Source organism: Azospirillum brasilense, assembly GCF_007827815.1.
Lineage (GTDB): Bacteria > Pseudomonadota > Alphaproteobacteria > Azospirillales > Azospirillaceae > Azospirillum > Azospirillum brasilense_C.
This window is the reverse complement of record NZ_VITH01000001.1, coordinates 1-21,194: the sequence shown is the minus strand read 5'-3', so window position 1 is coordinate 21,194 and position 21,194 is coordinate 1. Positions and strand designations below refer to the sequence as shown.

The window sequence follows — 21,194 nt, the reverse complement described above, 5'->3', positions numbered from 1 at the left end:
ACGGGCAGGCCGGTCCGTGACCCCGACCCGCCATGACGTCCCGCCACGACCAGGAGGAGGCAGCCCCATGACTGAAAAGCCGGGCCACGATCGGGCCGAGCGCGTGCGCCGCCGCGCCCATGACATCTGGGAGCGGGAGGGCCGCCCCGACGGACGCCACGACGAGCATTGGGCCCAGGCCGAAGCCGAGGTCGACGACGAGATCCGCGCCGAGCGGCGGGGCGAGGAAACGGAAAGCGGCGCGCCGGACGCTCCGCCGAAACGGCGCTCCAAGGCGACCGCCGCGAAGGTGTCCTCCGCAAAGGAGTCAAAGGCCGCTTCCAAGGCCGTTGGGGGCAGCGGCACGCGGGCGGCGGCGGAAAACCTGTCGGCGGTGGCGGCCGGACGGACGGAGCAGACCGGCACGACCAAAACCGGCGGCCAGATCTCACGCGGCGGTGCAGCCAGCGGAAAGCCGGGCAAGGCGTCGCGCCGGGACGCCTCGCGCGGCTGAAGGGGCGGGGGCCCTCCCCCCCCATGCCGCGCAGACCTCCCATGCCCCGCAGGACGGAAAATGGGACGGAAAAGGGAACGAGAGGTCTGGTTTCCGCCCTTCGGGATTGCTAGTGTTGCTGCCCCTGCGCATCCGCACGCAATGTTCGATCCCTGAGGTAGAGACATGCCGCATTATCGCTCCCGCACTTCCACGCACGGCCGCAACATGGCGGGCGCCCGCGGCCTGTGGCGCGCGACGGGCATGAAGGACGGCGATTTCGGCAAGCCGATCATCGCGATCGCCAACTCCTTCACCCAGTTCGTGCCGGGGCACGTCCACCTAAAGGATCTGGGCCAACTCGTCGCCCGCGAGATCGAAAAGGCCGGCGGCGTCGCCAAGGAGTTCAACACCATCGCGGTGGACGACGGCATCGCCATGGGCCACGACGGCATGCTCTACAGCCTGCCCTCGCGCGAGCTGATCGCCGACGCCGTCGAGTATATGGCGAACGCCCATTGCGCCGACGCGCTGGTCTGCATCTCCAATTGCGACAAGATCACCCCCGGCATGCTGATGGCGGCCATGCGGCTGAACATCCCGGCGGTCTTCGTGTCGGGCGGCCCGATGGAGGCCGGCAAGGTCAACTGGCGCGGCAAGACCAAGGCCGTGGACCTGATCGACGCCATGGTCGCCGCCGCCGACCCGACGGTGACCGACGAGGAGGCCGCGGTCATGGAGCGCGGCTCCTGCCCGACCTGCGGCTCCTGCTCCGGCATGTTCACCGCCAACTCGATGAACTGCCTGACCGAGGCGCTGGGCCTCTCCCTGCCCGGCAACGGCACCATCCTGGCGACCCACGCCGACCGCAAGGAGCTGTTCCTGGCCGCCGGCCGCATGGCGGTGGAGCTGTGCCGCCGCTGGTACCAGGAGGAGGACGCCACCGCCCTGCCCCGCGGCATCGCCACCTTCGAGGCGTTCGAGAACGCCATGACGCTCGACATCGCCATGGGCGGCTCCACCAACACGGTGCTGCACCTGCTGGCCGCCGCGCAGGAAGGCCAGGTGCCCTTCACCATGGCCGACATCGACCGTCTGTCGCGCCGCGTGCCCAACGTCTGCAAGGTCGCGCCAGCGGTCTCCGACGTCCACATCGAGGATGTGCACAAGGCCGGCGGCATCTTCGGCATCCTGGGCGAGCTTGACCGCGGCGGTCTGCTGAACCGCGACGTCGCCACCGTCCACGCCAAGACCCTGGGCGACGCGCTGGACCGCTGGGACGTCAAGCGCACCCAGGACGAGGGCGTGCATACCATGTTCAAGGCCGCTCCCGGCGGCATCCCGACGACCATCGCCTTCAGCCAGGAGAAGCGCTGGCCGGAACTGGACCTCGACCGCGACAAGGGCGTCATCCGCTCCGTCGACAGCGCCTTCAGCAAGGACGGCGGCCTCGCCGTGCTGTTCGGCAACATCGCCGAAAAGGGCTGCATCGTGAAGACGGCGGGCGTCGACGCCTCCAACCTCGTCTTCGCCGGCCCGGCCCGCGTCTTTGAAAGCCAGGACGCGGCGGTCGAGGCGATCCTGGGCGACACCGTCAAGGCGGGCGAGGTGGTGGTCATCCGCTACGAAGGCCCGCGCGGCGGCCCCGGCATGCAGGAGATGCTCTACCCGACCAGCTACCTGAAGTCGAAGGGGCTGGGCAAGGCCTGCGCCCTGGTCACCGACGGCCGCTTCTCGGGCGGCACCTCGGGCCTGTCGATCGGCCACGCCTCGCCGGAAGCGGCCCAGGGCGGCGCCATCGGCCTCGTCCGCGACGGCGACCGGATCGAGATCGACATCCCCAACCGCAAGATCAACCTCGCGGTGTCCGAGGAAGAGCTGCGGAGCCGTCGCGACGCCGAGAACGCCAAGGGCGCCGACGCCTGGAAGCCGGCCAACCGCAACCGCGTCGTCTCGCCGGCGCTGCGCGCCTACGCCGCCCTGACCACCAGCGCCGACCGCGGCGCGGTCCGCGATGTCTCGCAGGTCGAAGGCATCGCCGTGAAGCGCTGACGCCCCTCCGAAGGCGCGACCGAAGGACCCCGGTCCTTCCGGTTAAGACTTTCGGAAAGGTTGTGAGCATCGTCAACAGCAACGAACGGCACCGCGGCAATCCACGGTGCCGTTTCGCTTTGCGGGGGCAGTGAACGACGCAAGGGCATGCGGCAGTATGTCTCCGATCCCCCTGCACCATCGCCGAAAGAAGCACAGGCCTTCGATCGCGAAATCTGTCATCGTCCTTGGGCATGCGCCGGCATGCCGGAACGCGATACGCGTTCCGGAAGATCAACACCACGGGGAAACCGATGGCGCAGCCGCGGTCCGTCGTCCGGGAGGATGCCAAAGCGACACCCGCGGGTGCGGCGTTCCGGCGCGCGCTGATGGACATCGCGGATGCCCTGCACCGGGCTGAGGAAGGCATCGGTTCCGTCCTGGCCGTGACAGCGGCGGCGGAGGACTCCCACCGCCTGATCGCCGCCCTCGTCCACAGCCCCGTCACCGCCGGATTCGGCGTTCTGCGCTGGCCGCAATCCCTTCTGCCGCCGCTGGGCGGGCCCGACGATCTCGAAGCGGTGGCCCACAGCCTTCTGACTCTGGCCGATGGCCCCACGGACGACGCCCATTGCAACCTCGTCCTGGCCGCCGAACGCGGCGGTGGTGAACTGGCGGGGGCGGCGGTGCGCGGCCTTCTCGGCCTGCCGTCGCTCCACCCGCTGTGGCTGGGTCTGGACGGCGCGCAGAGGGCGGATTTCCAGGTGGAGGGCCTGGCCGCCGCCATACTGGACCTGTGCTACGAGCGCCCCGTCCTGATCGTGGTGGAGAACGCGCAGTGGGCGCGCGGCTTGACGGTGCCGCTGCTCGACGCGCTGGGCAATGCCGTCGAGGACGCCCGGCTGTGCCTGCTGGCCATCGGTTCTCCGGCGTCCGGCGCTCGGCCCGGCGGATGGACGCCCTCCGGCACGACACGGCGCATGGTCCTGCCGGGCGCGGACGGCGGCGGCCCGGATGCCCATGCGGATGATCCGGCGCCGCACGCCATCCTGGTGAGGGCGCTGCGCCGCGACCGGCGGCCGGAGCGGATCGAGTGGATGGCCCATCACGCCCCATTGGCCGGGGATTGGGCTCTGGCCTGCGCCTGCGCGCGGCACGCCGGACGGCGGGCGGAGGCGGACTGCCGTCCAGCCGACGCCGCCCGGCATTACGCGGACGCGCTGGACGCGCTGGACCGCTTGCCGGCGACCCGGCGGCACGCGCAACGGCGCATCGACCTGTGGACCGCCTTGGCGCGGACCCGTCCGTCGGCGGATGGTGGCGCGATCAAGGCGGCGGAGAAGGCCCACGCGCTCGCCGAGGACCTTGGCGACCGGATGCGCACCGCGCGGGCCCTGTCGATCCTGGCAAGCCTGCGCTGGGTCGGCGGCAACCTGTCGGCGGCCCAGCGGACGGGCCTGCGGGCGTTGCGGATCTGGCGTCAGTCCGAAAGCCCCCGGCAGCAGGTTCAAACGCTGATCAAGCTCGGCCGTGGCCTGACCGAGGCGGGCCGCTTCCGACACGCCGACACCGTCCTGCGCGCCGCTGCGGGCCTAGTCGCCGATCCGGCTACCGATTCCGCCGCCAACTTGGCGGTCGACCCGGCGCATCAGCGGGAGACTCGCCGACTCCATGGCCCGACGGCGCTGGCTTCAGTGTGCGTCGCCGCGCACCGGGCGCGCTGCCGGGCGGAACTCGGCGATCCGGAGGACGCGCTGCGACTGGCGCAGGAGGCACTCGCCCAGGCGGAGCACAGCGGTCACGCCGCGTCGCGCGCCCTGGCCTGTCTGCATCTCGGCTGGGCGGCGCTGACCGGGGGGCGTTACGCCCAGGCGGTGGACCCGCTGAAACGGGCCGTCGCCATCACCGAAACGATCCGCCTGCACGCTTGTCAGCCGCTCGTCCTCGGCGCGCTGGGCTACGCGCTGGCCCGCACGGGTGCGCTCAGCGACGGGGCGTCCCTGCTGCTGGGCAGCCGGGAGCATGCCCGCATGCTCGGCATCCGGCGCCACGAGCCGCAGATCCTCGTCTGGATCGCCGAGGCCGCCCTGCTCTCCGGCCAGCCGGAGGACACCGTCCGCAACGCCCGCGACGCCGCGGAGAAGGCCGCGGGCGCCGGACAGGCCGGTGACGAGGCCTGGGCGCGGCTTGCCCTGGCCCGCGGGTTGGCCGCGCAGGGGAACGTCGACGCGGCCCGGTCATCCGTGGACGACGCCGCCGGCATCGCCGCGCGGCGCTCGATGGCGTCGTTGCTGGCGCAATGCGCCGATCTGCGCAGATCCGTGACGTCGCTGTGATGAGGGACCGGGGAACGCTGGACAGACGCCACGAAGATCGAGCTTAATTTGCCAAGCACCCGCATAAAAGGCGGTGCGTTCGCATACGAATCTCCATATCGTAGACGCTCTCCCCTGCGGACGGCATCGTCCGTTCCCCGCTTTCGAAACGGACAACCGCCGACGATGACTCTTGCCCAGCTCACCCGATTGCGCGGGCACAGGGGTTTGGGGTTCATGTTCGCGCTGGCGACCTTCGCCGTCGCGCTGGTCGCGCGTCTCGCCTTGGACGACCGGCTTCCGGCGGGCTTTCCCTTTCTCACCTTCTTCCCGGCGGTCATCGTCACCACCTTCCTCGCCGGGCTGTGGCCGGGCGTCCTGACCGCTCTGCTGAGCGGGCTGGCCTCCTGGTATTTCTTCCTTGGGACCGCCCAGTCGCTCGATCTGCCCCCCGGCAGCGCGCTGGCTCTGGGCTTCTTCGGCCTGGTCGTCGCCGTGGACATCGCCGTGATCCACATCATGAACGTGGCGCTGGAACGGCTGGCAGAGGAGCGCAACCGCAGCGCCCGCCTGATGCAGCAGACCCAGGTGATGTTCAGCGAGCTTCAGCACCGCGTCTCGAACAACCTTCAGCTCGCCTCTTCCCTGATCGCGATCCAGAAGTCGAAGGTGAGGGATCCGGAAGCCCGCCGCGCGCTGGAGGAGGCCGCAGGACGGCTGTCCACGCTCGGCCGCCTGCACCGGCGGCTCCACGCGCCCCATGACGGGCCGATGGACATGGAACCGTTCCTGCGCGAGCTGTGCCAGGACATCCTCAAGACCTCCGGGGCGGAGCGGATCGACTGCACGGTCAGCGCCGCCGCGTTCGATCTGTCGCCGGACACCCTGATCCCGCTCGCCCTCATCCTCACCGAACTGGTCAGCAACGCCCTGGAGCATGGTTTCCCCAACGGCGAGGCCGGCCGCATCGGGGTGGATTTGCAAGCGGGCGATGGGGGGCTGGTTCTGACCGTGTGCGACGACGGGGCGGGCCTTCCCGATGGCTTCACCCTGACCCGCCCCTCCAGTCTCGGCCTGAAGATCGTCAGCTCGCTGGCCACCCAGATCGGAGCGACCTTCAGCATGAGCGGGGCCAACGGACAGGGCACCACGGCCCGGCTTGCCCTGTCCCAGCCCACCCCGCCCTGACGGGCAACGGTGGACAGCGGCCCGGTGGACAGCGATAGGGCATTTGGGCAAAAGTCCCGCCCATGCCCATCCTCTCCCCCTCCCCCGCATCGGTGGCCCCGGCAAACCGGCGCATCGGCGCCATCGACACGGCCCGCGGCGTGGCCCTGCTCGCCATGGCCCTCTATCACGGCTCCTGGGACCTGACCTATCTGGGGCTGGCTGATTTCGACCTGTTCGGCGACCCATTGTGGCTGGCCGCGCGCACCGGCATCCTCGGCAGCTTCCTGATTCTGTCGGGCCTCAGCCTCGTTCTGGCGGCGGAGGGTGGGATCGACCGGCGGCGGTTCCTGCGGCGGTTCGCTCTGCTCGTCCTGGCGGCGGGTGGCGTGTCGGCGGTGTCGCTGGTCCTGTTTCCGGACAGCCCGATCTTCTTCGGCGTGCTGCATCATATGGCGGTGGCGAGCCTGCTTGGGCTTGCGCTGCTGCGCCTGCCGTGGCCGGCGCTCCTGCTGCTCGGCGTGGCGGTCATCGCCGCAGGAGAGACGGTCGCCCTGCCGCTGTTCGACACGCCCTGGCTGCGCTGGATCGGGCTGATGACCTTCGCGCCGGAATCGAACGACTACGTGCCGCTCTTTCCCTGGTTCGGTGGCTTCCTGTTCGGAATGGCGCTGGGGCGCTTGTGGCGGCCTGCCCCGAACGCGGTTCGAGGTGGAGCGGTCAGGCGCGCATTCGCCTGGGCCGGGCGGCACAGCTTGGCCGTCTATCTGCTGCACCAGCCCATTCTGTTCGGCCTGCTGTCGCTGCTGGCGATGGGGATCGGCGCCGACCCGGCGGACGTCCGCAGCTTCCAGACCTCCTGCGTGGCGACCTGCACGTCCGGCGGCGGCGCGGTGGCGCATTGCACCGCCACCTGCCGCTGCGTCTCCGACGACCTGAACGGCGCCGGCCTGTGGTCCGACTTCGTCCACGACCGCCTGACCGCCGACAGCGCCCGTAAAGTCGACGGCATCATCCAAAGCTGCGGCAGCCGCTGACCGGGAGTGGGACCCTACGCCCGGCGCTTGCCCACCGTGTCGGCGACGTAAGCGTCCCGATGGCCCATCGGCTTCGGGCCGCGCCCGTCCTCCTCGGTGGTGTCCTGGGCGGTCTGGTGCTCGATCTCCGCGTTCAGCTCGGCTCCCATCAGGATCACGTAGGAGGTCAGGTTGAACCACAGCAGAAGCACCACGCCCGCTCCGACCGACCCGTAGGTCTGGTTGTAGCTGCCGAAGTTCGAGACATAGACCGAGAAGCCCACCGAGGCGATGATCCACAGCGCCGTAGCGATGGCCGATCCCCAAGTGACCCAGCGCCATTTCGGCTGCCGGCGGTCCGGCCCGTAGCGGTAGAGCACGGCAAGCGCCAGGACGATCGCCACCGCCAGGATGGGCCAGCGCGCGAGGCTGGCGGCCCAACCGATCGGGGTGTCCCGCAAGCCCAGGAAATTGATGGCCGCCGGCACCGCCACGATCATCGCCAGGGTCATGATCACGAAGACCAGCCCGGCCAGCGTCAGAACCAGCGACAGGCCGGCGAGCCAGATGAAGCTGCGCCGCTCCTTCTCTCCGTACGCGATGTTCAGCGCGGTGATCAGGGAATTGGTGCCGCGCGACGCGCTCCACAGAGTCAAGGCGAGGCCGAACAGGACGCCGAAACCCAGACCTTCCTGCGGCGCCGACGCCACGTTGCGCGCCTGATCGCGCAGCACATTCAACGCCTCCGGCGGCAGCAGTCCGGCCAGTTGATTGACCTGCTGTTCCACCCCCGCCGGGTCGAAGGCGAGGCCGTAGAGCGACACCAGAGCGGCAATGGCCGGGAAGATGGCGAACAGGGCGTAGTAGGCCACCCCCGCCGCCACGATGGAGATGTTGTCCTTTCCCTGCTCCTCCCAGGTGCGCCAGAGGATGTCCTTCCAGCCCGCCTTGGGAATATCGGATGGCCGGGTCGCCGACCGCCCTCGCCCCCCCATCTCGACACGCGGATACTGGTTGCGGTGGCGACGGCTCAGCCCCAGCATGGTTCCCCCTTTACGCGACCGCTTCGCGCAGCGCGCCGACGCGGTGTCGCACCGTTTCGATCTCGTGGAAATGCGCGCCGACGATCACCGTCAGCTCCTCGGGAAGCTCGTCGTGCAGGCTGTTGCGGAACAGACCCAGCGTGCCCTCCACGCCGCTTTCCAGACCACGGAGCAGCCCGCCGCGCGTCCGCGCGCCGCCCAGTTCGGTGTCCAGGTCGCGCCAGACCGCGTGCACCGGCAACCGCAGGTCCCGGCCACCGCCGCGGCGCACCAGTTCCGCCTCCAGGGCGGCGGCGCTGCGGTCGAACTGGGTGGCGACCTGAGAAAGCCGGTTCCTCAGATCGGGGTCGTCGAGGACCATGTCGGCCTGACGGAACCCGGTGGCTCCCTGGCGGCAGGCGGCGACCAGAACGCTCAGCACATCCTGGATCGTCCCGTCGACAACCCGTCCGGTCGGCGTTGCGGAGGCGACCGGTTCAACCTCCGGCGTGCGCGACACGGTCCAGGCGAACCACAGGGCGCCCGCCGCCACCAGGGCCAGCGGCCAAGGGTTGGAGCGTATGGCCCGGGCCATGCGCGACGGGTTGCCCTCGACCACGTCGCGCACCACCTCGATGACGCCGCCCGACATCTGGCCGGGCGACAGGCGGAACTCGATTTCGTCGAGAACCGCGTCCATGCGGCCGCGGATGGCGTGGATGTCCTGTTCGATCTCGTCCGTCCCACGCCGGCCGCGCGGCGATGCCGGGCTTTCGGATGTGGGCGTGCTGTCTGCTGTGTTGCCCGCCGCGACGCCGTGCATGGTGTCGGCATACGGATCGGTGGCTCGGTTCATGCCGGCGACTCCCCCTCTTGACGCTGCCGCCAAGCAACACCGCAAGTTGGCCGAAGGTTCCGGTTTGCTGCCGGGGTGACACGAGGGATCGCCGACCCGATCTTTTTAAACCGGCGGCAATCGGGAGCGGTACCCCACACCTTGCAAACCGTCACGGATCGGTTTGCCGGGGGAGCCTGAGCGGACGGCCGATCAGACCGTCAAGTCCTTGGGGGGGATGGTGATCCGGGTGGGATTCGAACCCACGGCCACATGATTAAAAGTCACCGGTAAATCGTTGATTTTAAAGGCCGGCGTCAAACTTTCGCGGGTTTTCCGGGGTATGTAAGATCAATACCTTACAAGGCCAGTTTGACACGCCATGGGTGTCACTCGGGCCTTTCCGCCCGCTTCATCTCGGCCTCAATTGCCGCCATCCGATTGCGGTTCTCCCGCACCATCTCGAAGATGCCGGCGACCGCAAAGAGCACCAGCGCCACCACAATTCCCTCAGCCATGATCGTAAGGAAGCGCGTCCAGCTACCGGATGATGCGGTCGCCTCGCAGGCATTGAAGGACGGCGCGTGCGATAGGTACGCATCGCACGACTTCGTGACCGGCATCGCAATGACGGCCAGGATGATGGCGCCCAGCAGTTCCAGTGCGCCGGCGAGGCGGAGAAGGGTCGGCAGCATGGGCGCTCCAGGTCATCAGCGGGTCAACGATCCGCGCATTCTGGCTGCGCGAGCTTCGGCTGTACAACCGCAATCCGAGGCGCTCCGCAGCTTAAGCGTCACCACCGCCCATTGACAACATTCCTACGTATGGGCATCCTGTCCGTATGAGGGAACGCAACCAGAACAGATCAACCCACACAGATCGGCGTCATTCGGTCCCGTTGCACGGCGCGACACACCGCCGCATGCATTCGCATAATGCGAGGCAAATCGGGCCTGCGGAGCGTTTTGCATACCTCTGTATGTCGCCTGCATATTTGGCTATGCATGCAGGGGTAGCGGATGGAAAAATTCTGCTACCCATAAAAGAATTATCATGCATAGAGTGCAGTCCCCCTGAGAGACGCACTGTCTTCAGGGTGGAGGTCCGGGGCAGTCGCCACAACCACCCCGGACCACACGAGGCGCTACCCTCGCCATTCATCGCCGACCGCCGCGCTGCGCGGCCATTGAGTCCTGCCACATCCTGGCCGGGACATACGATGATATGCACGAAGGGGGCCAAGTCTTGAATAAGATTTCTTTTACCTTAGACGGCGTTGGGTTTCTCTTTGCGGAGACGCACACCGACACCGCCGTCGGGGGACAGCTCGCCCTCTGCGATGAACTGGACGTCCGCGTCCTCCAAGGCACGCTGAACCGCAGCGACATTGGCAGCCGTGCTCGAATCAGGTCCCCTCGGGCCCTCCATCCGCTTAATGGTGGGAACCGAGAGCTTTGTGACGGTAGCGAGATCGGCTTGGCTCCAGCCGAGCAGCGCACGGGCGGCCCTGATCTGCTTTGCGGTCAGCATGCATGATCCTTTTTGGATATTATGATCCAAAGTGGTTGACACTTCGGAGGTACAGTTATACCTTTTGGATCATGATTGCGGCAATAGCCAATCAGAAACGCAAAACGCCCGGTCGCAGCAACGACCGGGCGCCCACTCCCCGAACTGCAGCAACAGCCGGGGCAATGACCAACACGAAGGAGGCTCGTCCAAGCCCATGTTGATCGGTTCCGATCATAACACCAGCGGCCAAGCTGCACCCGGAGAAATCGCTGCGCTTCCCGCCCTCTCCGCCCAACTCGCCGCTGCCCTCAGCGACCCCGACGCCTCGGATGTCCGCTGGGACCTCGCCGACGCCATCGCGGCCAGCATCCCGGCCACGCCGGAGGAGGCCATCGTCGTCGTCAGCCTCCTGACCAACCAGGATATCGGGTTGGATGCCGGGCAGACGGAGGTCCACCTCACTGCCGCCCGCAGCCTGGAGGCCGGATTGCGGGCAATGGCGGCGAACGCCGACAACAGCATCGCGGCCATGGATGACGAGATCGCCGGCATCGGCGCCGAGGCCGCGACCGCTCCGCCGGAAGCGCTCATCGCCGGGGCCGCTGAGCGCGCCGGGATCACCGTCGAGCAGGCCCGTGCCTGCTACGATACCTTCATGGCTCCCCTCTCCGCGATGGAGCGCGTGGCATCATGACCATCATCCGTTTCCCGCAAGCCGCGATTCAGCCGCCGCCCGTCCCGGTCGATGTCCGTATCGCTCGCCACCGCACCGCCGATGCCTTGGATTGGCAGCAGGCGATCATTGCCGAGGCCCGCCGCTATCCCGGCGGCAGCCCGGCTCTGGTGAGGTGGCTGCGGGAAACGGGGCTTCTCGCACAGTGCAGCTACTTCTCGACGGACCCCGATGGCGGGCCGCTCCGGTTCCGCTACATCGGGCGCCCGGCACTCGACACGCTGGGTGAAGCCTGGGGCCGGATGATGCTTGGTCGGCCCGAGAACGAAGACCCGCACGACATCTTCGCCGACGCGATCAGCCGCCAATACCTGGAGGCCATCGACGGCGGCGAAGCGGTCTACAACGAAATCGCGGTGACCGGTATCGGCCAGCCCTTCAGCTTCACCCACGCCCTCATAGGGTTCCAGGCCGGCAATCGGCGAGCGGTGCTGTCTGCGGTGAAAATGCACGACGTTGCAGGTCCGCGGTCACATCGTCCGGTCGGAGCCGCATCAGATGCAGCCTGAGGCGGCCCTCGCCGGGCTGATGGAACAGGATGGTCGCGTGTCGGTCCATGTGCCGCTGCCCGACCGCCTTTTCGGTCCATAGCCGGGACACGTTGGGATCGACTAGGGCAACCAGCCAATCCGGCGCCCAGCGGGCCAGCACCGCCAGCCGGTTCAGTCTACCGGAGAGGTGGAAGAGGTCACGATGGCCACCACGCCAATCCGGATGGACCCAGCCGCTGGACATCATGGCAACCTTGCCGCAGGCCTCCCTCGCCTCCGGGCTGGCCGAGAAGCACCACGCCCCCGAGGCCTCGGCCGCGCCGGGATCATCGTAGAAAGCCGTCATGGCCTCCAGCCGGGCGCCGTAGCTCTTGCCGGTGCAGTCCAGCAGGATCGCGGCCTGGGCAGCGACGACATCACCGGCGGAGTTCTCCAGCCCAACCCAAAGGCATGGTGTCGAGGCCGGGCGGGGCAGCAGCTCGAACCATGACGAGCGATGCCGGGCGTTGAGATCCTCCAGCTCGGCCCAATCGGTGGACAGGAACGGCGTCAGGCCCTGCATGTGAGCGAGAACGGACAGCGCGGCCCGCGGCTCCGCCAGGGCGGAAGGTACGGGCATCGCCTCGAAGGGCACGCGCGCGACGGTGCGCGCCGGGAACATGGTGTCCACGGTGGATTCCTCGATGATGGTGATGATGGGTGAGAAGGTGGCGGATCAGGCCGTAGCAGGCGCCCGGCGGTCGCGCAGCGCGCCGTAGACCAGCCCGGCCATGCACAGCAGGTCGGCCAGCAGCCCGAACGTCGAGCCGGTCAGCAGGTCGTGCGCGACCCAGCAGACACCCGCGGCCAGGAACAGGGCGCGCAGCAGGGGTGCCGACCGGCACCAGCGCGCCGCGGTGCCGAGAGCCATCCCGGTCGCCGCGCACGCCGATGGCCAGCCCGCCCAGGTCGAGGCGGCCAGTACCGCAAGCGCGGGCACGGTGGCGATGTACACCGCCCGGCACCAGCGCGGCCGGTCATCAGGCCAGGCGGTGGCGACCTGCAGGACGGACAGCCCGGACAGCGCGGCACCGGTCGCGGCGCCGATCAGCAGGTAGTGCAGCGCGAACGCCGCGGCTGAGGCGCCCTGCCCGGCCAGCAGAGCGCGGCGACCGGACAGCCAGGGCCAGAGGGCGACCAGCGCGAACCCGGCGGCCCCGGCGAGGTCGGAGAGGTGAGGAAGGGTCACAGCGAGTCCCCTCACTTCCGGAGCAGCTTGTCCTTGGCCGCACTGCCGGCGCTGGAGCCGACCCAGTAGGACACCACCGCCGACGCCATGGTGGTCAGGGCGCCAAGCATCAGCGTGGCGTTCTGGTCGATCTCGCCGGCCGGCTGGCTCAGAACCCGGTACAGCACGACGCCGAACGTGACCAGGACGATGGTCGACACGACCGGCGCGCCCCAGGAGATGCGGCTGCCCGCCTTCGCCAGTTCGACCGTCTGAGCGCGGGCGCTCGCCCGGTCCTCGTTGTCCAGCCGAAGCAGCGCCACGACCTGATCGCCCTGCTGGCGGTAAAGCTCGGCCAGCTTGGCCGGATCGGTCTGCACCGCGGCGACGGCGCGCTCGGCGTCCGCCGGCGTGTCGATCGGGACTCCGGTCACGGCGGAGACGACGGACACCGCGGCCTTGCCGACCTTCTGAGCGATCTCGCCGGTGCCGAGGGCGGCCTTGGCGACCTCGGGCAGAAGCACCGGGGCCAGGGCGGAGATGATGGGGATGAGCAGTGGTAGCATGGGGATGCCCCTCCTTGCGGGCATGAAAAAGCCGCCTCGGCAGGGCCGGGCGGCAAAGGTTCAGTTCGAAAGTAAAACGACGTTATTTACACAGGACGCACTATTTTATGCCAAAGAGACGTATAATCACTGAGCTTCATCAGGGGAGTCATTTGGATCGTGATCCGCATACGCGAATGCAGCAACCGGGCTATTGTTGTTAAACAGAACAATAGAGTTCACCTTAACAAGGTTCTTGCCGCCTATATGAATGTAATCCCCCTGCACAGGAGTACGATCAAGCACTAGAAGAAAATTAGCCGCTGGGCCAAATCTTGAAGCTTTGACCAACACACGTATGGATGCAGACATAGCGTTTCTCCCTTGGCTTGCGTTAAGGGTAATAACGCTAATATACTTTCACACATCAGATTATGATGGATTGGAAATTAAGTAGGCGGTGCGGAACGCGGTTCGCCTCAATCCAGATCGTCTGCCGTGATACTCGGCAGGTCCGCCGTCTGGCCGGCGAGCCCATGCGAGCTGTCGCCGCAGAATTCGATTCGGCATTGAATTTATGCGGCAAAAAGTACGAAATGCGGTGACGCACCGCATCCAAGGGCATGTTTTTATGCGCACGACAAGAAAATTATCAATATCACTGTTTTCTATCATTATCGTGAGTGGCTGCTCAGGATCGAGCGGAGTATTAAATGTTCGGAAGCCTGACCCCGCAGCCAGCCCCTCTATAAATCTATTAGAAAGCCTAAGAGTTTTTGAGCAACCAGCAGCGTGGAGAGACGCAAGATTCATCCAGAACATTTTTAACAGCGATGTGAAATTCTCGAGGGATACAAAAGCCAACCCCTCGATCGAGTCGTACAGGTGGCAAAAGGCAGAAAAGAACCAGGACGACGCCATTGATGGAGATGCCAGTATTTATATAAATGAGAATTTACAGTACAGTACAATGAGGATATCCCTAAAAAACAGGGATAAAATATGCATAACATCCTCGGACATCAAGTCCGTATACACCCCCAGCAAACCGCCCATGCCAGTAACTGCAATTCATTTTCGTGCAGGCCCAGGATTCATTCCTGAAACCGATATCATGAACGAGTACTATTCATATGGACCTATGAAAATTGATATTACCTTTGCATATATGAAATGCGCCAACGGGATATATGTAACTCTTGGCGATCCTGAGAACTTCAGAAAATATTGGTAATCCAATTATCAACATTTGATGCCCCACGGCGATCTGGTGCATGACGTTGCAGTCGGGTCGCCAGTGCTCGTGCGGGGTCAGCTCGCCGTACTGGCGGCTCCGGAAAAAGAAAAGCCGCCGGGCGGGATGCCGGGCGGCTGGGATGGATCAGCAGTGGGTGTGTGCGTCGGCGGCTATAGCTGCTCTCTGGCCTCCGCCAGGAAGGCTTGGCAGCGGTTCATCTCATCGCGCAGCCATTCCCGGTAGCCGGGGGTGCCCTGTGCCGGCGGCTCCGCGGGCTGGATGTGGCAGCCACGCCGACCGCAGCCACCGCAGCGTGCCTTTCGGGCCAGCATCTGGAGATCGGTAGCCGGATCGAATTTCGCGAGCAGCATCTTCATGTCCCGGAAGCTCTGCCGCCGGCAGATCGGGCACCAGAACTCCAGCTGCGTGACGCCGCGCTTCGCCAAGGTTCCCAGGGCGTTCAGCCTGTACGACGGCTCGTGTTTCGGCGGGTGGTTCGGCTGCGGCATGAAGGAACGTTACGAGAACATTCCTAGGCGGTCAATGGGGCGAAGGGTGGGTGTCGGCGATCCCGCTGTGACCTCGCCGGCCGCGGCGCGAGACCCCGCGTTTATGTGATGTCCATCACATGTTTTTCGGCCCCGACTCCGCGACGCTACATACCCGAGAGTGCAACATGCAGCGGTGAGGGTGCCATGTCGTCGAAGAAGCTCAGGAACGTGATGGTCGCCGGGCGCCGCACCAGCATGCGGCTGGAGCCGGCCTTCTGGGATGCCTTGGCGGACATCGCGGACAGGGAAGGCTTGACGGTCAGCGCGCTGTGCACTCGCCTCGCCGAGCGCGTGGAGGCGCTGGACACCAACAGCCTGTCCAGCGCCGTGCGGGTCTATGTGATGGAGTATTTCAGGGCGGCCACGCCGAGGCTAGAAGAGGCCCGCTGGGAAATGGCCGTGGCGGCGGAGTGACGGGCCGGCGCGGGGGTGCGGTGTGGGGACGAGAAAGGGCGCCCGAAGGCGCCCTGTTGGTCAGTCAGCGCTAGGCTTGATCCTTCGGATCAATCTCCTCGAGGAAATACTCCACATCCTCTTTGTCTGTGGAGTAGTAAACTCGCGTGGTTCTGCGCAATTTGAACCGATATCGTTTAGGCAATTCCACGGTCTGTGCCTGCCCAATAGCAGCACCAAAAGTACCCTTTATGTTCATATCTTCAGTTTTAATGTGAAATGTTTTGCTAGAAACATTGGCCCCGACAAGATCTCCGCTAACGTACCAGTAATCCACATTCTCATCGCTTGCTTCTGAAATGACTCTTCTAAGATTTTCGAGTTCCGGCATCTGCACTAGGACTTCTGATCGGATGTCATCACCGCGCCCCCACTTGATGCTAGCACCAAAACCTGCTGCTAGATGACCTTGAGCCCAATCGTGCATAGCGCGGACAGGGCCAACGCCAAGCTGGCGGGCGTGCGAAAGAACGGTGGACGAGTCCGGGGATTTGACCATTTCAAAAACAGTTTTCATCGCCTCATCTAAATGGCTATCAATCAGAAGTCTTTCGTTTGGAAGCGTCATCACAATTCCGATGGAACCGGCATACGTATAATTGAAACCAAGCGCTGTCTGCGCCCAAACTTCCGCCCCAATCCTCTTGGTGCTCTTCGGGCCATACTTTACTGCGTCATAGACAACAGAAAGGAGCGATTGGAATGTCTTTAGTGCGTCACCGACGCCAGCCGCTAGCGGCCGTTCGACCTCAGGAATGAGGCGATAATTACATACATCGACCTCGACCCGGTCCGCTTCTTCCCGGAAAGCAGCTTCAAGCTTCGCTTGGCGCTTACGAAGAGATGCTATGTTGGCACCGAGGGAGGAGGACTCTGGATGGGCCGCAAGCAAGCGCTCCAAGCGCGATGTTAACGCGCCCGTATCCATAATCATCTGCTGAAGATCGGGGAGACTGCTCATTGCACCCCCTCCGGCAAATTCACCACCCCGATGCCCTTCATCTGGTCGCTGCGACTAAATCCGAACTGTCGCATCCAGTATGCTAACACGAATTGCCCTTCTGGATGAAATTGGTGTCCAGGGGGGTATGAGACAAGCAGATAACTGTCACAGAGATGGGTTTCTTTGAGATTGCTACCCACCCAATCCGCAGCGCGCTTAACATTGTAGGAGCCATTATCATAATTGTCAGCAGAAATTTCTAAAAGAATATCAACATCTTCTGGATTAACCTTTTGTGTCATGAAGCTACCGTCAACCCAAATCCTCCCTCTAACCCCAGAAGACATGAGAACATTTATAACATTTTCTATCCCATCCATAATCGGAGCGCGGGTGGAAGATAAGGGAAACTCATCAACGCATAATTGCCGAACATTGACCAAGCTCATTTGATGAAAACCTGGGCGTAACAGTGGTGGAAATTCCTGCTTAGGGGCTCCGGCCATGATTTTACCGCTTGTTACATATAGAATTGCACACTGTGGGATACCCCACCTCAACCATGCGGGCTTAGCTGCCCGAAAAATCTTCGCGCGCCCGACGCTGAATAGCTTCGCGGACGAGCTGGTCAGCCGTGGGGATCTGTCCCGCAGCAACTGCTGCGTTGTCGATATCGGCGGCGCGGCGCACCTCCTTGACTCCTTGGTCGCCGCTCCTGGCGGGCCGATCAGCCTCCTTCGGCGCGACCGACGCCGCGATCTGCTTCAGCACCTCCACGGCCTCCTCCACCGACTCCTCCGTCCCGCGGATGCCGGTGAGGACGCCGGCCATCCACCAGAAGACGATCAGCGACAGCAGGCCGCTGACGGCCCCAGCCAGTAGGGCCGCCGGGTTCGGCAAGCCGCTCATCCCGATCAGGAAGCCGCCGAACATGCTCAGGATGCCGACGATCTGAAGAAGTGTAGCCACAGAAACCCCTCGCGCATACTGGTGTGTGTATGCACTCCAATGAGCGCCACCGATGCGAGTGTGCAGGGGAAATTCTAAACAGTTCGTGACCGGCAACGCTCAACGATCAACTCGTCGCGAACAGATTCGCCTCCGCGGCCCTGCGCTTCTTCAGCCCCTCCAGTTCCACCTTCTTCCCGTCGACCGTGGCGAACACCCAGCGACCGAACTGGCCGGCGGCTCCAGCATAGTCCCCCTGGTTCAGCAGGCGCAGCAGCGTGGAATCCCGCAGCGCACCGGCCCCCAGGTTGAACACGAACGAGGCCAGGGCGCCGCGCTGCAGATCGGTCAGCGGCACCTTGACCAGCCGGTCCACCGCCGCAGCGGCCTCGGCCATGTCGGCGCGCAGGAAGACCTCGGCCTGGAGGCCGTTGATGGTCTGGCCCATCCGCACGCCCGCGGTGTGGCCGTAGCCGATGGTCGGCACGCCGGCCGGGCACAGGTAGGCCTTGAGGTACAGGCCCTCGGAGTGGCGGACGAGGGCCAGGGCGTCGGGGTGGATGTCACGGGGCTTCGCCGCGCCGGAGGGCGTGGTGGTCATGAGTTACTTCCTCATTGGAATTGTTTTAAAGAGCGGCGGCGTTTAGGGTCGCGCGATCTGCTTTCCACGGCAGAGTTAGCTGAACCTTTGGCGGCTCTCTGGGGCCGCCATTCTTTTTTCCGGCGCATCGAGTAGGGACAGAGGAGCGGCTCAGCGGTCTTCGGCGTTCGCACCGAGCCGGAGGTGGCCGGTCACCATCCCTCGTCGGGCGACCAGAAGTTGGTGCGCCAGCAGCAGGCGGGCGGCGGCCTCGTTCCCGCCGCAGTCGGCCAGGGCCTTGTCCGCAACCGCCTGGGCGTCGGGTTGAGCGGGCGCCTCCGGCATCACGCCACCCGGCGGTCGTGCTGGTCGATGTGGGTGTCCATGCGCTGCTGTAGTCCGTCCAGACGCTCGGACAGGCTGTTCAGGAGCGCGAACACCTCGTCAATCGAATGGCTGGCCGGCTGCGGACGGTTCAGCCACATCCGCCAGCCCAGCAGGCCGGCGGCGGACAGGATCGCGGCGGCCTGGACGGAGGGATGGGCGCCGGTCAGGGCCTGGATGGTGGAGCCGATCAGCCCGTTGACGGTGGGATCGTCGGCCAGGGCGACCGCGGCGGGAAGGCCGGTGCCGATGGCGGCCAGGGCAACGACGTGGGGCAGCTTCATGGTGGTCTCCTGCGGCCCGGCGCCGTGGCACGGGCATAGAAAAGGCCGCTCGCGGCGGCCGGGTCGGACGGGTCAGGCTGGAGTGTTGTCGCGGCCTATTCCGGCCAGCCCTCGGTGATGTCGATGCTCTCCGGCTCGTCGCTGGCCAGCACCGCGTCCTTGATGGTGCGCGCGGCCTGCACCAGCGCGGCGTAGCGGCCGGCGACCGCGGCGGCCAGGGCGATGCCGTCTTGCGGCGTCGGCAGCGGCAGCCGCGTGTTGTCCGCCGCGATCCAGCCGGTGGCGTAGTCGGCAGGCCAGTCCAGCGCGCCCATCAGCACCAGCACCCCCGTGGTGGCCATGCCGCCCAGGTCGGTCCGGCTGGTGCCGTCCAGGGCGAAGCGCTTGCCGCCATGCTCGGCGCCTTCGGCCATGAGCTGGTCGCGCCGCGCGTCCACCGCCGCGGCGACCGCGGCGCGCCGCTCGGCCAGCGTCAGCACGGGGGCGGGCGGGTCGGCCAGGGCCGGGCGCCCGTCGGCGTCCGTCACGAGGACCTTGCCCTCACTTTGGCCGGCAAACAGCGCCGCGTGCTCGTCGTCGGTGAGCGGCACGGCATCGGCCGGAATGGCGTCGCCGTGGATCTCGGTGCGGTAGAAGCCGCCGTTGCTGAAATAGTACATGGACTTCCTCCTTAAATTCCGAACGCCACCCAGTCGATGCGGAACACGCCCGACGAAATGCTGCAGCGGCAGTTGAACGACGATTGGGAGCGTTCGGCGACACCGACCAAAGCGGTTGGCTGTGCCGCGATGTCGCCATTTCCGGCGACGACTGCGTAGAGCCCCGTCGGGAAGAGGATCGGGAAGGTGATGTTCTGCGTCTGGTAGGCTGACGTGTTGGTGAAGCTGTTCGTTCCCCATTGCACGATCAGTCCGATGGGCAGACGGACCCACCCATTCCCGGACAGCCCGGCGGCCCACGTGCTGGTGAGCGGCGCCGAGCCGAGGCCGGTGCGGGCCGCGGGCAGGCAACTGAAGACGCGCTTCGTCCCAGCCGGGAAGTTGACCAGCGCGTTGGCGTTGCTGGACAGCAGCACCGTCGTCCGGGTCAGGAGGTCCGGCGCCCCCGCCGTGCAGGTGCCGATGCCGTATTCGTACTGCGTCTGGTCGATCGTCTCGGCGCAGTAGAAAACCTGCGCGCCCGACGGCGCCGCCTGGAGGAAGCTGCGCCGGCTGGCGTCGGAGGGGGCGATCAGGGACAGCGCGCCGGTCCCTGTGGTCACCGTGGTCTGTTCGACCCGATCATAGAGCATGGGGGCCTCCTCAAAGGCTTTGACGGATCTGGAAGACCCGCTCGTAAAGGGCGAAGTTGGGCTGGGTGATCGGGCTCACCTCCACGAGGCGCCCGATGATGGCTTGCCGGCCCTGGTAGGGGCCGTTCGGCTGCTGGATGAAAAGCACCTGGCCGGACGTGCCGGCGATGCGCCCCAGCTCGGCCATGGCCACCTTCGCCTCAGGCTCGGTCAGCGCCTTGAACGCGAAGGTCAGGACGCGCTTTTTCGGGCCGCGATCCGTGAAGTCCTGGCCGCTGCGCCGGACCTCGGTCACATCGGACAGGTCGTCCCACCGGTCGCCCCACTCGTAGGCGAAGTTGCGCCACGGGCGGAACGCCGGGCCGATCCAGGGCAAGCCAAGATCGAGATAGCCGGGCGTGGTGGCGAGCGACGGAAAGGCGATGTCCGGTTGCCAGTGCCGGGCCTGCACCGCGGCGGGCAAGACGTGGGCGTGCAGCCCGTAGCCGGGCACGACACCAGAGCCGGTGCCGTTCTGATACTCCCGATAGGTCTGCGCCCCGAAATTCAGGTCCAGCGTGGCCCCGGTGTAGGTGGCGTCGCGGTAATACAGGCTGTCGTACAGCGCGCCGGTCCCCGGCGTCACGGCGTCCAGCCGGTGCCGGATCGTGTCGGCGGTGGGGTCCAGAAAGCCCACCGCCTCCCCGTCATCATCGATCCATCCGGCGTCGTCCGGCTGGAGCAGCGCCAGCACGCCGACCTCCTGCGCGGCGCCCAGGTCGACGTTCAGCGCCACCGACGAGGTGCCGGAGAGCGTCCGCATCCGCCGCCGGACCTGCGGGTCCTTCAGCCGCTCCGCCCCCAGCCCCGCCGCGGCCGACGTGCTGGTGATCGTGGTGGCCGACCGCCGGGCCAGATTGACCCAGGACAGCAGGCAGTTGCCCGTTGCCGGGGTGGACGGCGGCGCGTCCTGCTGGCCACCGGCAGTCAGGGCCTGCAACTCGGCGTTCGTCAGCCGGCGCGGCCAGACCTGCGCGCGGCGGATGTGACCGTTCAGGTAGGCGCCGCCGGGGTGCCGGCCGATGCGCAGCGTGGTAACCGTTGGCAGGTTCAGCCCCGCCCTGTTTGCCACTGGCGCGGCGCCGTTGAGGGACGACGCCGCGTCGTCTGGCGCCATGGCAAGCGCGAGGCGGTAGGT

The 21,194-nt window shown here is 66.1% G+C and carries 26 protein-coding genes and 1 pseudogene; 9 read left to right on the top strand and 18 right to left on the bottom strand.

Features of this window, described 5'->3' with window-relative positions:
* Positions 1 to 67: 67 nt before the first annotated feature.
* From FBZ83_RS00125 to FBZ83_RS00105, 5 genes are all read left to right on the top strand, one after another.
* On the top strand, positions 68 to 493 hold the full coding sequence (locus FBZ83_RS00125; protein WP_145680552.1) for a DUF2934 domain-containing protein: 426 nt from the start codon (positions 68 to 70) through the stop codon (positions 491 to 493).
* A gap of 165 nt (positions 494 to 658) precedes the next feature.
* Entirely contained in the window at positions 659 to 2,524 is a 1,866-nt protein-coding gene (ilvD, locus tag FBZ83_RS00120; RefSeq protein WP_145680551.1) for a dihydroxy-acid dehydratase, read from the top strand.
* 368 nt (positions 2,525 to 2,892) lie between these two features.
* Positions 2,893 to 4,839 carry a tetratricopeptide repeat protein gene (locus FBZ83_RS00115; RefSeq protein WP_247888065.1) on the top strand — a complete coding sequence of 649 codons (1,947 nt, stop codon included), beginning with the start codon at positions 2,893 to 2,895 and terminating at the stop codon, positions 4,837 to 4,839.
* A 216-nt stretch (positions 4,840 to 5,055) separates the two neighbouring features.
* Positions 5,056 to 6,006, top strand: a complete 951-nt coding sequence (locus FBZ83_RS00110; protein WP_145680549.1) for a sensor histidine kinase — start codon at positions 5,056 to 5,058, stop codon at positions 6,004 to 6,006.
* Positions 6,007 to 6,068: 62 nt separating this feature from the next.
* A complete protein-coding gene (locus FBZ83_RS00105) occupies positions 6,069 to 7,022 on the top strand; it encodes a DUF1624 domain-containing protein (RefSeq protein WP_145680548.1) in 954 nt (317 codons plus the stop codon).
* 14 nt (positions 7,023 to 7,036) lie between these two features.
* Here the strand turns inward: FBZ83_RS00105 and FBZ83_RS00100 are convergent, their stop codons facing one another.
* From FBZ83_RS00100 to FBZ83_RS00085, 4 genes are all read right to left on the bottom strand, one after another.
* The gene (locus FBZ83_RS00100) at positions 7,037 to 8,044 is read right to left on the bottom strand and encodes a YihY/virulence factor BrkB family protein (RefSeq protein ID WP_145680547.1); all 1,008 of its coding nucleotides are present in this window, start codon (positions 8,042 to 8,044) and stop codon (positions 7,037 to 7,039) included.
* A gap of 10 nt (positions 8,045 to 8,054) precedes the next feature.
* Complete coding sequence (locus FBZ83_RS00095; RefSeq protein WP_145680546.1) at positions 8,055 to 8,879, bottom strand: DUF3618 domain-containing protein; 825 nt, start codon at positions 8,877 to 8,879, stop codon at positions 8,055 to 8,057.
* A gap of 368 nt (positions 8,880 to 9,247) precedes the next feature.
* Entirely contained in the window at positions 9,248 to 9,553 is a 306-nt protein-coding gene (locus FBZ83_RS00090; RefSeq protein ID WP_145680545.1) for a hypothetical protein, read from the bottom strand.
* Positions 9,554 to 10,124: 571 nt separating this feature from the next.
* Positions 10,125 to 10,388: a helix-turn-helix domain-containing protein gene (locus tag FBZ83_RS00085; protein ID WP_145680544.1), complete on the bottom strand. Its 264-nt coding sequence runs from the start codon at positions 10,386 to 10,388 to the stop codon at positions 10,125 to 10,127.
* Between the two features lie 196 nt (positions 10,389 to 10,584).
* Here FBZ83_RS00085 and FBZ83_RS00080 point away from each other — a divergent pair, with 196 nt between their 5' ends.
* Positions 10,585 to 11,064, top strand: coding sequence for a hypothetical protein (locus tag FBZ83_RS00080; protein WP_145680543.1), 480 nt, complete (start codon positions 10,585 to 10,587; stop codon positions 11,062 to 11,064).
* The gene (locus FBZ83_RS00075) at positions 11,061 to 11,612 is read left to right on the top strand and encodes a hypothetical protein (RefSeq protein WP_247888064.1); all 552 of its coding nucleotides are present in this window, start codon (positions 11,061 to 11,063) and stop codon (positions 11,610 to 11,612) included. Before FBZ83_RS00080 ends, FBZ83_RS00075 begins: the two co-directional genes overlap by 4 nt.
* Here FBZ83_RS00075 and FBZ83_RS00070 read toward each other — a convergent pair.
* From FBZ83_RS00070 to FBZ83_RS00055, 4 genes are all read right to left on the bottom strand, one after another.
* Entirely contained in the window at positions 11,500 to 12,255 is a 756-nt protein-coding gene (locus FBZ83_RS00070) for a hypothetical protein (RefSeq protein WP_247888125.1), read from the bottom strand. The two genes, FBZ83_RS00075 and FBZ83_RS00070, sit on opposite strands and share 113 nt — an antisense overlap.
* A gap of 54 nt (positions 12,256 to 12,309) precedes the next feature.
* Complete coding sequence (locus FBZ83_RS00065; protein WP_145680541.1) at positions 12,310 to 12,822, bottom strand: YgjV family protein; 513 nt, start codon at positions 12,820 to 12,822, stop codon at positions 12,310 to 12,312.
* Positions 12,823 to 12,833: 11 nt separating this feature from the next.
* Positions 12,834 to 13,367 (bottom strand): hypothetical protein, encoded by a 534-nt coding sequence (locus FBZ83_RS00060; protein WP_145680540.1) that lies wholly within the window; start codon positions 13,365 to 13,367, stop codon positions 12,834 to 12,836.
* Between the two features lie 126 nt (positions 13,368 to 13,493).
* On the bottom strand, positions 13,494 to 13,718 hold the full coding sequence (locus FBZ83_RS00055) for a hypothetical protein (protein ID WP_145680539.1): 225 nt from the start codon (positions 13,716 to 13,718) through the stop codon (positions 13,494 to 13,496).
* Positions 13,719 to 13,947: 229 nt separating this feature from the next.
* Here FBZ83_RS00055 and FBZ83_RS00050 point away from each other — a divergent pair, with 229 nt between their 5' ends.
* The gene (locus tag FBZ83_RS00050; RefSeq protein WP_211101607.1) at positions 13,948 to 14,580 is read left to right on the top strand and encodes a hypothetical protein; all 633 of its coding nucleotides are present in this window, start codon (positions 13,948 to 13,950) and stop codon (positions 14,578 to 14,580) included.
* 173 nt (positions 14,581 to 14,753) lie between these two features.
* Here FBZ83_RS00050 and FBZ83_RS00045 read toward each other — a convergent pair whose 3' ends face one another.
* The gene (locus FBZ83_RS00045) at positions 14,754 to 15,092 is read right to left on the bottom strand and encodes a hypothetical protein (RefSeq protein ID WP_145680537.1); all 339 of its coding nucleotides are present in this window, start codon (positions 15,090 to 15,092) and stop codon (positions 14,754 to 14,756) included.
* A gap of 186 nt (positions 15,093 to 15,278) precedes the next feature.
* On the opposite strand from FBZ83_RS00045, the gene FBZ83_RS00040 reads away from it, so the two are divergent.
* Entirely contained in the window at positions 15,279 to 15,548 is a 270-nt protein-coding gene (locus FBZ83_RS00040; protein ID WP_247888063.1) for a ribbon-helix-helix domain-containing protein, read from the top strand.
* A 70-nt stretch (positions 15,549 to 15,618) separates the two neighbouring features.
* Here FBZ83_RS00040 and FBZ83_RS00035 read toward each other — a convergent pair whose 3' ends face one another.
* The 9 genes and pseudogenes from FBZ83_RS00035 to FBZ83_RS31260 form a co-directional block, all read right to left on the bottom strand.
* The gene (locus FBZ83_RS00035) at positions 15,619 to 16,548 is read right to left on the bottom strand and encodes a hypothetical protein (RefSeq protein WP_145680536.1); all 930 of its coding nucleotides are present in this window, start codon (positions 16,546 to 16,548) and stop codon (positions 15,619 to 15,621) included.
* Positions 16,545 to 17,036: a DUF6932 family protein gene (locus FBZ83_RS00030; RefSeq protein WP_432612482.1), complete on the bottom strand. Its 492-nt coding sequence runs from the start codon at positions 17,034 to 17,036 to the stop codon at positions 16,545 to 16,547. The genes FBZ83_RS00035 and FBZ83_RS00030 overlap by 4 nt, the downstream gene beginning before the upstream one ends.
* A gap of 64 nt (positions 17,037 to 17,100) precedes the next feature.
* Entirely contained in the window at positions 17,101 to 17,499 is a 399-nt protein-coding gene (locus FBZ83_RS00025; protein WP_145680534.1) for a hypothetical protein, read from the bottom strand.
* A 106-nt stretch (positions 17,500 to 17,605) separates the two neighbouring features.
* Entirely contained in the window at positions 17,606 to 18,079 is a 474-nt protein-coding gene (locus FBZ83_RS00020) for a lysozyme (RefSeq protein ID WP_145680533.1), read from the bottom strand.
* Between the two features lie 150 nt (positions 18,080 to 18,229).
* Positions 18,230 to 18,403 carry a hypothetical protein gene (locus tag FBZ83_RS31265; RefSeq protein WP_186465938.1) on the bottom strand — a complete coding sequence of 58 codons (174 nt, stop codon included), beginning with the start codon at positions 18,401 to 18,403 and terminating at the stop codon, positions 18,230 to 18,232.
* A complete protein-coding gene (locus FBZ83_RS00015; protein WP_109068385.1) occupies positions 18,403 to 18,726 on the bottom strand; it encodes a hypothetical protein in 324 nt (107 codons plus the stop codon). Before FBZ83_RS00015 ends, FBZ83_RS31265 begins: the two co-directional genes overlap by 1 nt.
* Positions 18,727 to 18,821: 95 nt before the next feature.
* The gene (locus tag FBZ83_RS00010; protein ID WP_186465937.1) at positions 18,822 to 19,385 is read right to left on the bottom strand and encodes a DUF4376 domain-containing protein; all 564 of its coding nucleotides are present in this window, start codon (positions 19,383 to 19,385) and stop codon (positions 18,822 to 18,824) included.
* 11 nt (positions 19,386 to 19,396) lie between these two features.
* Positions 19,397 to 20,017: a gp53-like domain-containing protein gene (locus FBZ83_RS00005; protein ID WP_186465936.1), complete on the bottom strand. Its 621-nt coding sequence runs from the start codon at positions 20,015 to 20,017 to the stop codon at positions 19,397 to 19,399.
* 10 nt (positions 20,018 to 20,027) lie between these two features.
* Positions 20,028 to 21,194, bottom strand: a pseudogene (locus FBZ83_RS31260) (phage head spike fiber domain-containing protein); the annotation flags it as partial.